At 43.2% G+C, this 14,532-nt stretch carries 15 protein-coding genes; 7 read left to right on the top strand and 8 right to left on the bottom strand.

The annotated features are described in order from the left end of the window. Positions 1 to 19 precede the first annotated feature (19 nt). Genes VPNCDNU1_RS06810 through VPNCDNU1_RS06785 form a run of 6 tightly spaced genes read right to left on the bottom strand, consistent with a single transcriptional unit; the run spans position 20 to position 6,647 of the window. Complete coding sequence (locus tag VPNCDNU1_RS06810) at positions 20 to 1,147, bottom strand: response regulator (protein ID WP_104399681.1); 1,128 nt, start codon at positions 1,145 to 1,147, stop codon at positions 20 to 22. Continuing rightward, positions 1,147 to 4,368: a response regulator gene (locus VPNCDNU1_RS06805; RefSeq protein ID WP_104399680.1), complete on the bottom strand. Its 3,222-nt coding sequence runs from the start codon at positions 4,366 to 4,368 to the stop codon at positions 1,147 to 1,149. The genes VPNCDNU1_RS06810 and VPNCDNU1_RS06805 overlap by 1 nt, the downstream gene beginning before the upstream one ends. After that, a complete protein-coding gene (locus VPNCDNU1_RS06800) occupies positions 4,361 to 4,957 on the bottom strand; it encodes a SpoIIE family protein phosphatase (protein ID WP_104399679.1) in 597 nt (198 codons plus the stop codon). Before VPNCDNU1_RS06800 ends, VPNCDNU1_RS06805 begins: the two co-directional genes overlap by 8 nt. Beyond that, complete coding sequence (locus VPNCDNU1_RS06795; RefSeq protein ID WP_104399678.1) at positions 4,945 to 5,367, bottom strand: anti-sigma regulatory factor; 423 nt, start codon at positions 5,365 to 5,367, stop codon at positions 4,945 to 4,947. The genes VPNCDNU1_RS06800 and VPNCDNU1_RS06795 overlap by 13 nt, the downstream gene beginning before the upstream one ends. After that, positions 5,367 to 5,735 carry an STAS domain-containing protein gene (locus VPNCDNU1_RS06790; protein WP_104399677.1) on the bottom strand — a complete coding sequence of 123 codons (369 nt, stop codon included), beginning with the start codon at positions 5,733 to 5,735 and terminating at the stop codon, positions 5,367 to 5,369. Before VPNCDNU1_RS06790 ends, VPNCDNU1_RS06795 begins: the two co-directional genes overlap by 1 nt. Before the next feature lie 12 nt (positions 5,736 to 5,747). Beyond that, complete coding sequence (locus VPNCDNU1_RS06785; RefSeq protein ID WP_104399676.1) at positions 5,748 to 6,647, bottom strand: protoglobin domain-containing protein; 900 nt, start codon at positions 6,645 to 6,647, stop codon at positions 5,748 to 5,750. A gap of 227 nt (positions 6,648 to 6,874) precedes the next feature. On the opposite strand from VPNCDNU1_RS06785, the gene VPNCDNU1_RS06780 reads away from it, so the two are divergent. Beyond that, positions 6,875 to 7,102 carry a glutaredoxin family protein gene (locus VPNCDNU1_RS06780; protein ID WP_101115609.1) on the top strand — a complete coding sequence of 76 codons (228 nt, stop codon included), beginning with the start codon at positions 6,875 to 6,877 and terminating at the stop codon, positions 7,100 to 7,102. A 58-nt stretch (positions 7,103 to 7,160) separates the two neighbouring features. Here VPNCDNU1_RS06780 and VPNCDNU1_RS06775 read toward each other — a convergent pair whose 3' ends face one another. Further along, complete coding sequence (locus VPNCDNU1_RS06775) at positions 7,161 to 8,033, bottom strand: LysR family transcriptional regulator (RefSeq protein ID WP_104399675.1); 873 nt, start codon at positions 8,031 to 8,033, stop codon at positions 7,161 to 7,163. Positions 8,034 to 8,127: 94 nt separating this feature from the next. Here VPNCDNU1_RS06775 and VPNCDNU1_RS06770 point away from each other — a divergent pair, with 94 nt between their 5' ends. Then, positions 8,128 to 9,354, top strand: a complete 1,227-nt coding sequence (locus tag VPNCDNU1_RS06770) for an MFS transporter (RefSeq protein WP_104399674.1) — start codon at positions 8,128 to 8,130, stop codon at positions 9,352 to 9,354. Positions 9,355 to 9,362: 8 nt separating this feature from the next. Here VPNCDNU1_RS06770 and VPNCDNU1_RS06765 read toward each other — a convergent pair whose 3' ends face one another. Next, positions 9,363 to 10,142 carry an amidohydrolase family protein gene (locus VPNCDNU1_RS06765; RefSeq protein WP_167404743.1) on the bottom strand — a complete coding sequence of 260 codons (780 nt, stop codon included), beginning with the start codon at positions 10,140 to 10,142 and terminating at the stop codon, positions 9,363 to 9,365. Positions 10,143 to 10,256: 114 nt separating this feature from the next. Between VPNCDNU1_RS06765 and VPNCDNU1_RS06760 the strand changes: the two genes are divergently transcribed. The 5 genes from VPNCDNU1_RS06760 to VPNCDNU1_RS06740 all read left to right on the top strand — a co-directional run bounded on the left by VPNCDNU1_RS06760 (position 10,257) and on the right by VPNCDNU1_RS06740 (position 14,532). Further along, positions 10,257 to 10,985 (top strand): GntR family transcriptional regulator, encoded by a 729-nt coding sequence (locus VPNCDNU1_RS06760; protein ID WP_104399672.1) that lies wholly within the window; start codon positions 10,257 to 10,259, stop codon positions 10,983 to 10,985. Positions 10,986 to 11,015: 30 nt separating this feature from the next. Next, positions 11,016 to 11,981 carry a TRAP transporter substrate-binding protein gene (locus tag VPNCDNU1_RS06755; RefSeq protein WP_104399671.1) on the top strand — a complete coding sequence of 322 codons (966 nt, stop codon included), beginning with the start codon at positions 11,016 to 11,018 and terminating at the stop codon, positions 11,979 to 11,981. A 16-nt stretch (positions 11,982 to 11,997) separates the two neighbouring features. Then, complete coding sequence (locus VPNCDNU1_RS06750) at positions 11,998 to 12,531, top strand: TRAP transporter small permease (protein WP_104399670.1); 534 nt, start codon at positions 11,998 to 12,000, stop codon at positions 12,529 to 12,531. Continuing rightward, positions 12,531 to 13,790, top strand: coding sequence for a TRAP transporter large permease (locus VPNCDNU1_RS06745; RefSeq protein ID WP_104399669.1), 1,260 nt, complete (start codon positions 12,531 to 12,533; stop codon positions 13,788 to 13,790). Before VPNCDNU1_RS06750 ends, VPNCDNU1_RS06745 begins: the two co-directional genes overlap by 1 nt. Positions 13,791 to 13,974: 184 nt before the next feature. Next, the gene (locus VPNCDNU1_RS06740; protein WP_104399668.1) at positions 13,975 to 14,532 is read left to right on the top strand and encodes a DUF1415 domain-containing protein; all 558 of its coding nucleotides are present in this window, start codon (positions 13,975 to 13,977) and stop codon (positions 14,530 to 14,532) included.

Below are 14,532 nucleotides of genomic sequence, written 5' to 3'. Positions count from 1 at the left end.
AACAGCGTACAGTGCATTTTTAAGTTCCGTTTTGTTTTTCTGGATTGGCTGCTAATTCATCGGAGAACTGTGACGCTATGTCGGCAAAACGGTCTTCTACTTGCTTAAATGCTTCTACTACCTCAGGGTCAAAATGACTGCCCGCAGACGACTCTATAATTTCAACTGCTTTACTGTGTGGAAAAGGTGGCTTATAGACTCTCGATGAAATAAGCGCATCATAAACATCTGCCACTGCCATCAGTCTTGCACTTAATGGTATTTGCTCTCCCACAAGGTGTTCTGGGTAGCCCGAACCGTCCCATTTTTCTTGATGGTAGTAAGCGATATCTTTGGCATGTTCTAAGAATGCGCAAGTAACGCCCAGCGTTTTTTCAACGGTGTCTATGGTGTCCCCTCCTAACCTTGCATGACCTTTCATGATCTCAAATTCTTCATCAGTCAATTTGCCTGGTTTCAGTAAAATATTGTCTGGAATACCCACTTTGCCGATATCGTGTAAAGGTGCAGACTTGTAAAAGGCTTCGATAGTTTCTGGCGTCAATTCTTCATTGTACTTAGGATTTTGGGCCATGGTTTCGGCAAGAATTTTTACATACTTCTGAGTTCGGCGGATGTGATTACCCGTGTCGTTATCCCGTGTTTCTGCTAATGAAGCCATAGCAAGAATAGTGGCATCCTGGAGCATTTCTAATTCTTCTGTTCTCTCTTTAACCCGCCTTTCCAACTGATCGTTGTGGTCCTTTAGGCTATCTAAAACAAATTGAAGCTTTAGATGCGTTTGAACGCGTGCCAGCAATATGGGCGGGCTGATGGGTTTTAATATGTAATCTACCGCTCCAACATCAAACCCTTTTTGTTCGTCTTCAATTTGTGACTTTGCAGTTAGGAAAATGACAGGGATAGAATTCGTCTTCGGATTTTTCTTAAGTTGGTAACAAACTTCGTATCCATCCATAACAGGCATCATAATGTCTAGCAAAACCATGTCTGGTTTAAAACGCTCACACAGTTCTAGCGCTTGCATACCACTTACAGCGGCTAACACTCGATACTCATCTTTAAGTAAGCCTGTAATCAACGTTCGGTTTTCTGCCGTATCGTCAACGATTAAGATGGTCTTTTTAACACCTTGCTGAGACACTATTAAGCTCCTTGCACTTTTCCCATATCCAGTGGATATAAGTTCACTAAGCTTCTTAAGATGGAGGCAGCTTGATCAAAATCGCAATCGTGAATAAGCTGACAACAACGAGCGAATTCTTCACCGCCCAATGCGGCTTCAAAGTCTCGATGATGCTCTTCAAGGAAATCGATAGCGCTGGCATCAAAATTCTGTAAAAGCTCATCTAAACGGTGTGCTCTTCCTAGAATATCCCCATCCACCTCTTGTTTTTGTGTCGGGAGCGCGTGACCAATCACTCCAGAAATGTCTGCAAATAAGACATGTATGTATTCTTCTATTTCATCAAGAAGAATCGACGTCTCATCATGCTTCTCACCATCTATCAGGATTTCGAGCCGGGATGCCATATCGGAAAGCCGCATCAACCCCATATTGGCTCCCGAGCCTTTTAAGGTATGTGCCGCCATTGATGCCCCTGCTTTATCCTGTTTGTCGGCCATAATGTCGATGCGCTTGCGAAAATCGAGCTCTTTATTAATCAACTGCCCAAGGAGTTTTTTATATAACGTTTCATTTCCACCGACCCTAAGCAGTGCATTTTTATAATCGATCGCATCCAAGTCGTAGAGTGTTCGATTTTCTCGTTTAACTAATGTCTCCTTTTCCGCCCTCTCTACGTTTTTTGCATTAGGCGATTCTTCTTGATTTAATGGCGTTTGATCTACCTTTTCTTGCTCTGGTTCAGGTGTAGATGACGCTACTTGTAGCGCCTTCAGTTTTTCACCTGCCCATTTGCGGATCAATTGGTACAAAGTTTCAGGATCAATCGGTTTAGATATGTGATCATTCATACCTAAGTTTAAGCATCGTTCTCGTTCCTCAACCATGGCGTGAGCGGTCATGGCTATTAAAGGTGTGTTTTCGTATCGGCTGTTTGATCGAATACGCTTGCTTGCTTCATACCCATCCATCACCGGCATTTGTAAATCCATAAAAATAATATCGAAAGGCACTTCGCCATCGCCATTAACGGATAAGTTATCAAGCGCTTCTTTACCGTTATTCGCAATAGTGACTTCCATACCTTTTCCCGACATAAGCTCAAACGCTATTTGCTGATTGATCTCGTTGTCTTCAGTTAACAGTACTCGCAACCCTTTAAATTCGTCGTTATCTTCTGCGCGAGCCGCTTCCGACAACTCCGAGAACCGATCTTCATTGGAAAATAGGTCAATCAAACAGTCATACAATGACGACTGGCTAACAGGCTTGGTGAGGTAATGAGCAATGTCTATGCTGTTTGAGGCCTTTTTAACATCATCTTTGTCGTAGGCGGTAACCATCACTACTTTGGGTTGCTTTTCACTTTCCAATTTTTCTCGCATGAGCGTCACGGCTTCTATGCCGTTCAACTGAGGCATATTCCAGTCCATCAGTACCAACGAATACGGATTATCTTGGTCGATATGCTTCTCAATCATTTCAAATGCTTCCTGACCACTGCTCGCTGTTTCCGGCTGAATAGGAAGGGTTTCAAGCATCTCAGACATAATTTCAAGTGCATGATGATTGTCATCAACAATAAGCACTCTTAACTCATCCAACATGTCTGGACGTAGAGAGGTCCATTTGTCTTTTGCGCCGCCGAGTTGCTCTGCTAGATCAAACCAGACATTAAATACGAAAGAACTCCCGACATCTGGTTCGCTGTCTACCCGGATGTTCCCCCCCATCAACTCGACAAGCCTTCGACATATCGATAACCCCAGCCCTGTACCGCCGTATTTCCTCGTGGTACTGCCATCAGCTTGCGTAAATGCGGTAAATAACCTGCCAGATTGCTCTGGCGTCATTCCGATACCAGTATCTGCAACCGTAAATTCAAGCTCTATGCGACCGCCAATTTGTTCAAGGAGATCAACTGATACCGTAATTTCACCTGAGTCGGTAAATTTGACGGAGTTGTTGACCAAGTTAATGATCACTTGACCAATTCGAAGAGGGTCACCGACAAGCTGCTGTGGAATAATTCGGGGGATGTGGAAAAGAAGCTCAAGGTTTTTCTCAAAGGCTTTCTGACCAGTTACTGTAGAAACATTTCTGAAAACATCATCAAGTGTAAACTCAATGTTTTCCATTTCCAGCTTGCCTGCTTCAATTTTAGAAAAATCAAGAATGTCATTGATAATACCAAGCAATAATGTACCGGAGCTGTGTATTTTCGACACATAGTCACGTTGTTTTGGTGACATATCCGTTTTTAACGCTAAGTGCGCCATGCCAATTATGGCATTCATTGGCGTGCGTATTTCATGGCTCATATTGGCAAGGAACATCGATTTTACTTCTACGGCTTCTTCCGCTTTTGCCATCGCCACATTGAGCTCTTGCTCTGCCAGTTTTCTTTCCGAAATATCTCGAATAAACAACGTCGCCTGACACAAGTCGCCCAGTTGGAAGATCGTCATACCTATTTCTGCAGGTATCGAGCGTTCAAATTTGTCTTTCGTGTTCACCTCAAAAAACTGCCCTGCCAAGCTTTGTTGAACTTGTAAATCCAGTTTGTGGCCCAAAACACCTTCTAAGCGCGTTTCACCTTCCATTTGTAGTAATTCTTTAATTGGATGGGTGACGGCTTCTTCTGAGGAATAGCCATAAAGCTCTTCAGCGTTTTTATTCCAACTGATGATCTTGCAATCTTTGTCCAACAGAATCACCCCAATAGGCGCGCTATCAACGATAGTTCGAGACAACTCTTCAGACTTTTGCAAGTCGACGGTTTGGCTTTCAATTTCCTTTTCTAGCCCTTCTTGATGGCGTGCTAAAGCCGAATTTTTGGCTTGCAAGTCAATCATTAACTCTTCAACCGTCTTAACGGCTAACTCGCGCTCTAAAAGGTCTAGCTCAAATAAATCAAATGGGATTTTAGCCTTAATATCCACTTCAAGCGTTTTATTGGAATAATTAAATGAAACACGAGAGTGGTTGAGGAGTCCGGTATCGATCTCTTGTTCGACTGGGACACTAGCAAATCGGATAAGGTCCGTGTCAGCGAGGATTGTGAAACTAATGGGTGAATAGTTTTTGTTAAGGACAGTTAAAAACTGGGCAAACTTAAACCCCCAATTATCAGTTTCTACACTCGTATACCCGCTACTACGTAAAACACTGATTACCTTCTTACGCGCCAGCAATAAGCTCGACTCGCTGCCATCTATGGTCAGTATTCCAATTTCATTCATTATCACACCTAACTACAATTACCGTGGCATCATCATGTCTTTTACTAAATCTCTCCATGATAATGTCCGTGGCGGTTTCGGCGGTTTCGTATTTTAATGTTGGACAATCGCTTAAGCTGAAATGCTCTTTGATCCCATCGGTTGTCAGGACAAACATATCTCCAACTTCGTAGTTATCGGAGATGGGTATTAGTGAAGGTATTCTTTCACCAACAATACCGGGCTGTGCGTTCAAACTGGTTGATGTTCGAGAAATCACCCTTACACAGTTATTACCAACACTTAAGCATTCGAATATTTTCTTCCTTCGATCAAGCGTAAATAGTGTCACGGCCGCACCAATACTTCCTTTGAACTCTTCATCTAACTTCTTAAGCAACCATTGCAAATCAAATGAGCTTTCATTGTTGATGGAGCGTTCCATTTCTCGGGATAGTTTTGCAGCGCTCTGCCCGTGACCAAGCGAATCGATAATGGCGATGAATAGCCCTTTGTCGCTTTCCAAAATGACTGAGCCATCTCCACAGACGACTTCACCGAAATATGGGCGGCTTCTCACGCCGTATGTGAACGAATTCATAGTACCCATTTTCTCGCCACTACCTGAGTACCTGCTGAAGAAGATTCAATATAAAACTCATCCATCATTCGCTTCACCCCGGGTAAACCTAAACCAAGAGTGCCAGATGTGCTTTCACTGTCCCGCAGAGCTTTCTCGATATCGTCTATCCCCTTTCCTTGATCTTCTGCACGTATCTCAAGCCCTTTTTTGGTGCTTGTTACCATCTCATGCAAAAAAACATTCCCCGACTTGGCATACTTAACAATATTCATCGCCAATTCGGATACGCTGGTTGAAATTTCGTTCACTTCAACTGCGCTAAAACCAATACCTTTAGCTAAAACAAATGCCGCCATAACAACCGTCATAACTTCGGATTCAGATGACACGTAGAACATTTCTTCTCTATGACGACTTTGATCAAGAAACCCTTCCATTAGCACGCCCCTGAGCGAGTTTTGGCTATAAGTTCAACGCCTTGCTCTAAACTCGCGACCGTTTTAAGCCCATCAATTTCCACCCCTAATTCCACAAGTGCGCAAACAATACCGGGTCGAAGCCCGACTAATACACACTGGGTTCCCATCATCCCCGCGGAATCAATGATTCTTCTTAATTGCTCAAAGTTGTCTGTATCCAATGTCCCGACACCGGAAAGGTCAAGAAGCACACCATCAACTGCCCTGCTGTGGATTTCGTCCAGCAACTGTTTCTGAAAGCCTTGCAAAATTGAGCTGGTTAAATTTACTTGAATAGACGCAATTAAGGTTGAATCTAAACTGTTGATGGTAATTGCAGATTCCATAAATCCCCTTAGCTAGCGTTTGGCATTAACGTCTAAACCCACTATGTTGAATGCCTCTTCCAGCGCGTCTCTTAGCGTGGCATTGGTTTTAACTTCGCCAACGTTAATGCCCAGCTGAACCATGGTTTGCGCGATAGCAGGAGAAACACCAGACACCAAACATTCACAGCCCATTAGCCGTGTTGCCTTAGTAATTTTGATGAAGTGATTGGCGACGGCGGTATCAACAACGGCCACACCTGAAATATCCATAATGAAGATTTTTGCCCGAGCATCTGCGATTTTTCCGAGCACTGCACTCATAATGTCTTGAGCGCGCTTGGAGTCTATGATTCCCACAATGGGCAACATTAGAATATCTTGCCAAATCATGGTGACAGGCGTCGACATCGCAAGCAGAGCTTCACTCTGTTCAGAAATGCGTCGGTTGATTAAATTGGAATAGGTCTCCACCACGATGGTTGTGTCCATATGTAAAAGCTTCGTAAACGCGGTGACTAAAGCGCTATATTCATCGCTGTACAAGCTTCCGTCGTACATCCGCTTTGTAAAGATCACCATCGACATATTCATTCCAGCGAAGTACGTTGGTAACGATAAACCGACACGTGCATGAACTTCACCAATCGCTACTCTTTCTGCTACATACTTTCCATCAATTTTCGCTTCGAAGAAGGTCTCCCAATAACGTACTTGAGAATCCTGTACTCTTCCAAGGCGATTGCTGTCTACAAAAAACTGTTTGTATTCTGGAAGAGATTCTAGCCACACGTAAAAATGGCGAACATACTCATCGAGTTTAGGAACCATCAACTTCCCAAATTTTCGAATAAGGGCCAGATCAGTTTCCGTTAGATCGTGTAATGCCATCAGCGAAGTCGGATCGCTTCCAGTACCATTGCTTGAATTCATATGCTCCTCCAGAAACACAAGTTCATAATAACCCCGTCAATATTGTTGTTTTATTTTGGTGATAGGATTCACACTACTTTTTTTTAATAGTAGTCAATGATCTTATAGATGAGAGATTTTTGTAGACATTTGATCAATTCAATCTGAGCTGAATACGTATGATGAATGGCTTTTTCAAACAAACCTTTTCCGTTAGAATACTTCCTTTTCTAAGCTCAGAGGCTGTTATGAAACGCGTTGTCCTGTACGTGAAAGACAAATGCCCACACTGCAAGTCTGCGCAGCAGTATCTTGATTCAAAAGGAATTAAATACAGATTGTGTAATGCAAAAATGCAACGTGGCAGAAAAGAACTGGATGCCATTGGTGCACGTTCTGTTCCTGTGTTAAAGGTAGGAGATCAACTTTTAATTGGTTGGAACCCAAGCAATTTCGAAAAAGTCTATAAGTCATAAGTTCGTGGGTCGAAGTGCAGCATTGTGCTCGCCGATTCGGGACTAAAAGAACGTCAGCCTATTGATGCTGACGTTTGACATAATCGATAAACGTTCGGTTTGCGAGTGAGAGGTATCCCCCTTTACGCCATGCAATAGCCAGATCAAGATGAACAGGTGTATCGAATGGCACCGCTTTCAAACCCGGCTCATTTTCCGTAACCAATTCTAGCAATGCTGTCACAGCAAATTCTTGCCGTACAATTTTTAATATCATTGTTAGCAAGTTTGTTTCGAACGAAAACGTTGCCTTCAACCCATGAGTGAGGCATGCATCGTCTATGAACTCCCTATGGAAGTACCCTTTCTTGAACATAACGAGCTCTTGCTTAAAAAAGGTTTCATAAGATATCGATGCCTTACTGGCTAAAGGGTGATGTTCTCCAACCACTGCAACCATTTGAGAACGGAAAATAGGGTCGACTTCAAGAGCATTTGGAACATTTTCGTTAAGAACCACCCCAATATCCAATTCCCCCCCGAGTAACATTTCTCTTATCGACTGCGTTCCAGCTTCGACCATCGTCAACTTCAAGTTAGGATAAGAAGCTTTAAATCCCATTAATATTTCCGGGAAATAGTACGACCCCATCATGCTGGGTACTCCAAGCCTAACTTCACCTTTTTCAAGCCCTTTGAGTTCATTCATCGCCGTTTTGGCATCGTTGAGTTGCTGAATAACGTTCTTGGCAAAAGGCAATAAAACTTTGCCTTCGTCTGTTAGCGTTAAGCGTCTTTCATCACGATGGAACAGTGAAATCTCAAGCTCCGTTTCCAGCTTTTTAATTGCGATGCTAAGTGCTGGTTGAGCAATGTTCAAAGCGACGGCGGCTTTTGTAACATTGCCCAATTCTGCAACAGTGACGAAATATCTCAGGGGCTTACTTTCCATATTTAAATTATATCAAATCCATATAGTTAATATATTTTAACTATACCCTATATATCGCTAGCCTGTTGGTAGAATTTTTAGCCTATATATCATAATGATCAGCACCGATAGCCCTTCATACCGTTCTGTCAGTTTTGCTTTAGCTTTTGGCTCCTTCATCGTTTTTGCCAATCTCTATTTATTTCAACCCATGCTGCCTCTAATGGCTTCACATTTCGACGTATCTTCCACTCAAATCAACTGGGTCTTGGCTGCTGGAACCATTGCCCTCGCACTGTCTTTGATACCTTGGGCGGTATGTTCAGAAACGGTTGGTCGACGAAAAATCATGTTAATCAGCTTATTTTTGCTCCCATTTGTTGGCTTGACTCTTTTAGCATCGGAAAGCTTGATTGGATTAATTCTTTCAAGAGCGGCTATGGGGGTTTCTTTAGCTGGATTCGCTGCTGTTGCGGTCGGTTACATGGCCGAAGAGTTTTCACCGAAAGCACTGGCTTTATCTGTTGGCACATACGTAAGTGCGAATTCTCTAGGTGGCATTGCTGGAAGGATTTATGGCGGTATGATAACACAGCATTTCAACTGGCAAATCGCCGTATTAGGTATGGCAGCATTCAGCTTATTTGGCGCAATTTTAGTCATGAGATTGCTCCCTACCCAACGCAACTTTAAGCCTCAAACCGGTCTGTTTTTTCATCACAATCGAAATGTTCTTCGGCATTTGAAAGACCCTAAGTTACGTTACGCCATGCTATTAGGTGGTGTTAACTTTGCCATTTTTGTAAACTTGTATTCTGTTGCGGCGTTCCGCTTAGTTGAACCTCCCTACGAACTCCCAGTAGGCATCGCTTCCATGATTTTCCTGTGCTATTTGGCTGGCACTATCAGTGCGAGATTAAGTGGTGTATGGAGAAAACAATATTCTGTGGTATCAGGAATGATTGCAGGAACGATTATAAGCGCGACGGGAATGGTTTTAGCTTATATAGAGTCGTTATCAGCCCTCGTTGGGGGATTACTGCTCATTGGGTTTGGGGCTTTTTTTGTCCATTCACTTGCATACGGCTGGGTAAGCCAACATGCAAAGCTCGCAAAAGCCACTGCGACTGCCCTTTATCTCGTACATTATTACATCGGAGGAAGCCTTGGAGGCTTCTTACTTATTTACTGTTGGCAATATGGTAACTGGGAAGGTGTAATGCTAGGAGGAAGTGGGCTTTATATTGCAATGTTTTTGCTTTGCTACAAGTTAAGAAAATACGAAATCCCAAAATCAGACTTTTGTTCGCATAGCTTGAGAAAACAAAAGTCCGGAACTTAATTCTATACCTATTCAAACTTAAACAGCTTGGCCGGATTGTTGGTCAAAATATCATCGAGGTAATTTCCCTCTGTCCACTCTTTCAGAAGATCCAGGCAGCCTTGATAGCTTTTTCCTTCTGAATGCTGAGTCCATGGGTAGTCGCTTCCCCATACTAAACGCTGCGGTTGGGCTCTAAGAAGCGCGCGTGTGAGTTTTTTCGCATCCGCATTGAAGCGATACGAGCCAGAAAGTTTTACCCATACTTGCCCTGTGTTTAAGTTGTCCACTATTGACTTAAATCCGACGCAATTCTCGGATTCCGGTCTGCCAAAATGATCGACAACAATATCGATATCTTTTTCTAACAACTTGGGTAAAAGACTGGCCCAGTACTCACCTAACGCTTGAATTTCCACATGACAGTGATGCTGTTTTAACAAATCAAACAGCCTCTCGTATCGAGTCATCACATCTCTAGCTTGTAGGCATGAGCCGATTAGATTCAGGCGAATTCCTACTATTCCTTGTTTCACCATTTGTTCAAAAACATCCGATGCGATATTCGCTTCGACCACTGCGACTCCTCTTAAATTCGAACGGTTAGCCGCAAGTTGATTTAAGAGATAAGTGTTATCGCTTCCAAGGAAACTTGGTTGAACCAACACTGCCCTGCCAACACCACAAGAAGCCATTTCTTCAAGCAACATTGGGCATGTGTGTGCCATTGATGGTGTGTATCTTCTCTGTTCCATAAGTGAGCAGGAGTCATCCCATGCATGGGTATGAGTATCGATAGGTAAACGCATCCTTATCATTACCTCAAGTGTCTTCACAAAATATTTGCCATAAGTCCTATATAGGAGTATACCTATAGATGTATCAATTGCAATTTAACATTTTAATAACAGTCAAGGATCGATATGGCAGCTTCTTTAGATACTCGGTTAGCACGCTATCTTCAGCTTAGTGACAGTCTTCACCAGAGAATACTGGATGGAGAGTGGAAACCCGGAGATACCATTCCTGCAGAATCCATTCTTGCTGAAGAATACGATGTGGCTTTAGGCACCATGCGTAAAGCGATAGGTCAGCTTATGTCCAACGGTCTTCTTGAACGAAGACATGGTGTAGGAACCTTCGTACGCCGAGCCGATTTCAGTAACTCTCTATTTCGCTTTTTCCGATTCACTGATGACAATGGTGAAAGAGTGATGCCTCAGGGGAGAATTTTGAATGTTCAGAAAACCAACCCTCCAACTTTGCAAGCTCACAAACTTGGTATTTCAAAGGATGACGAAGCGATTTGGATCAGCCGTCTGCGTTTGATTAAAAACGTTCCCGTCCTTATAGAAGACATTTGGCTGCCATTGCCACAATTTTCTCCCTTATTAGGGCTGTCGCCAAGTGACTACCCAGACCTTCTCTACCCTCTTTATGAAGAACTATGCGGCGCTGCTGTTGTGTCCGCTAGTGAAGAACTAATGGTTGAGAAAGTGAGCGCTGAGCACGCAAGAGTATTAGGAATAAAAACCGGTGACCCGGTCATTCTGATAGACAGGACAACAACCAACGTTAAAGGACAGCCAATTGAATGGAGACGAAGTCGCGGAGCTGCAGAGAAGTTTCGTTACCAAGTGAACATTTGCTAAACCTACAACACTAAAACAAGGATCGTTTATATGTACATTAATAAGCTTATTGCCGGATCATTGACACTGTTAGCCTCTTCCATGGTTATCGCTGCGCCGAAAGAAGTCCGAATCGCCAGCCACGTATCAACACTCTCTCCTCTTCACCAACAGAGCCAAATGTTTGTAGATGAAATAGAAAAGAGATTGCCTGGTCAGTTCACTTTTAAGTTGTATCCTTCGGGTCAACTAGGTAAAGAAAAGGCGCTGATTACTAACGTAAAAGCCGGGTCTATTGAAATGGTAAACGTAGCCTCTGGTGTTCTGAAACTGGATAAAAAGCTAGGGATTTTCGATTTACCTTGGCTTTTCGATAGCCGAGAGCACGTTCAAAGAGCAATGGCAGGGCAACTGGGAGAAGAAGTTGAAGCCCGCATCGAAAAAAAAGCTCGGGTCGAAGTACTTGGTATCTATGAAAACGGCTTTCGTCATGTCTTGAACTCATCTCGTTCAGTAAAAACCCCCAATGACCTGAAAGGTCTGAAAATTCGAGTATCTGGTGGTAAGTTCCGTCAGGATGTGTTCCAGAAGATGGGAGCGACACCTCAAAAAGTGTCTTGGAAGGAAACGTTTACCGCGCTTCAGACTGGCGTAGTTGATGGAGCAGAAGCGGCTGTATACGGTTTTTATGAACAGAAACAGTACGAAGTTGCTGGCTACCTGAGTAAAACGGGTCACGTTTATACACCAAGCTTTCTTATGGCTTCTCAGTCATTCTGGAAAAGCTTAACGGATGAACAGCGCAAAGTGTTTACCGAGGTAGGTAAAGAGATTACTGGTCCAGCCTACTCAGGAGCGGCTGCTTTAGAGAACCAATATCTTGCTGAAATGGAAAAGCTCACCAAAATTGATGAAGTCGATCTCGGTGCATTCCAGACCGCTACAGAAAAAACAAAAGAAAGCTATATCAAGCGAGAAGGCGACGATTGGCTGACACTAATACAAGAAGCTCGATAAGTAGAAGGTGTCCTAAATGTTCATGCGATTATTAGATCGAACAGTAACAATCGTTTCCGGAAGCGCATTAGTCGTTTCCACTCTTTTAATACTGATTAACGTAGCAAACCGTTATTTAGTCCAAGGGGGGTTGTTGCACTTAGCAAACCAAGAGATTTTGCCCGGCTTATATGAATTCGCCGATTTACATTTCTCCTCACTAAGTGCTGTTGCCGATGAAGTTCCGGGGTTACTGCTTTCGTGGGTTGCTTTTCTTGGTGCTTATCTCGCCCTAAGAGACGGCGGTCATATCGCTTTTGATATGGTTACAGAGAAATTACCGCCTAAATTTCGAGCTATCGTCAAGGGCGTATCTGATCTTTTAATCGCTATCTTTCTGTCCGTTTTACTGTACCAGACAATACGTATGATCTACGTCGATGGTGACACCGAGATCGAAACCGCCGAGATTGCTCAGGGTTGGTTTATGTCAGTACTGGTCGCCTTTTCTGTGCTGATGCTTATTGCGTTAGTTGAAGCGTATATCCGTCGTTTTAAGGAGGCTAAATAATGGTTTGGCTGGTTCTTATTATTCTAGGTCTCTTGATTGCTGCCGGTGTACCCATCGGGTTTACCTTAATGATTACTGCTGCGATAAGCATGCTGATCGCTGATATCGACCTGATTATGGTTCCGATTCAGATGTATTCTGGAACAAACAGTGTCGTTTTATTAGCGATTCCCCTATTCATATTTATGGGAGAATTGATGGGCGCAACTTCTATTTCAGAGCGGATAATCAACCTAGCTTCAGCGATGGTGGGATGGATGCGAGGCGGATTAGGTCACATCAACGTACTCACATCAATGTTTATGGCCGAAATGAGTGGTTCTGCTGTGGCTGATGCTGCTGTGATGAGTAAAGTATTTGTTCCTCAAATGGAGCGCAAGGGGTACCCAAAAGAATTCGCCGCCGCGGTGACTGCAACCAGTGCTACTCTTGGAATCATCATCCCTCCCTCAATCCCTATGGTGCTTTACGGTGTCACCACGAATCAATCTATAAAAGATCTGTTCGTCGCTGGGATTATCCCGGGGGTCTTACTGGGCGCTGCCTTTATGTTGGTAATTTCGATATTCGCGCGTAAAGAGAAACACCCTGTCGACGCTAAGTTCCGTTTATCGTATCTATTTACCGCTTTTGTTGCATCAGCCATTCCGCTCATGATTCCAGTGATTGTGGTAGGCGGGTTGATTGTTGGTTTGGTAACTCCCACTGAAGCCGCAGCTATTGGCGTGATTGCCGCCTTGCTCTTCGGAAGTATTTTGAAAAACGATCTAACTTGGAAAAAACTAGGCGAGATCATTTCAACAACCACCAAACAAACTTCCGTAGTTATGATGATCATTGCGGGCTCGGCAGTTCTCGGTCAATACCTGGCTAACGAGCAATTACCACAATTAATTGCGTCTTCAATCAGTTCCGTCAGTGACGAACCGTGGATACTCATGCTGATCATTAACCTGTTTTTGCTGGTTTTGGGCATGGTATTGCACGCTTCAGCTGCGATTATCGTTGTCGTCCCTATGCTTTTACCTTTGGCGCAGCAGATCGGAATCGACCCAATTCATTTTGGAGTGATTGTGTGTCTCAATTTGGGTATTGGACAGCAAACACCACCTGTTGCCTCAGTTTTGCTTACTGTGTGTTCAACCACTGGTGTAAAAGTCAACGAGGTGATGCGATATGGGAAATGGTTTATTTTGGCGATGTTTGTGACTCTGATGATTGTGTCGTTTGTTCCACAAACCGCGTTATGGTTTAGGTAGTTACGCAGCTCTACATTCCATTCCTAGCTTCCGCATCGGGCAGTTAAATCTATAAAAAGAGGTATTTCGCTGACTTTGGTGAAATACCTCTTTTTAAATTCCATGTGTTTCAGCTTTTAAAGAGCGTGAAACGGTCTTGATCATTGTGTTACTCTTCGCTCAAATTTCTATACTGAGTGAAGTAATGTCACATCCATCTGATAAAAATATCCACCAGCAGGTCACTCAATGGCTAGAGGATGTCGTTATTGGTCTCAATTTGTGTCCTTTCGCTGCCAAACCCAACAGAAATAATCAAATAAAGATTGCTATCAGCCACGCTGAAAAAGAAGAGCTTTTGCTAGAAGACATTCTTGGCGAACTCAATGAGTTAAATGAAAACGAGCCAGAAAAGCTCGAAACAACGCTGGTTGTAGTGCCAAACATGCTTAACGATTTCATGGACTATAACTTCTTTATCGATTGGGTCGAAGCGCTCATCAAACAACAAAATTGGGAAGGTATCTATCAAGTTGCTACTTTCCATCCAGATTACTGCTTTGGCGGTGCAGAGCCGGAAGATGATGAAAATCTAACAAACCGCGCTCCTTTTCCCATATTCCACTTAATTCGTGAAGAAAGTATGGAAAGAGTACTTAAACACTACCCAGATCCAGAATCGATTCCAGATACTAATATTGAAAGAGTTTCAAACCTTTCAGAAGCGGAAAGAAAGAAGCTCTTTCCTTACTTATTTGTCTAA

Origin of the sequence: Vibrio penaeicida (assembly GCF_002933855.1) — a bacterium.
Classification (GTDB): Bacteria; Pseudomonadota; Gammaproteobacteria; order Enterobacterales; family Vibrionaceae; genus Vibrio; species Vibrio penaeicida_A.
Note: the sequence above shows the minus strand (reverse complement) of the source record. Positions and strands in the feature narration are given on the sequence as shown.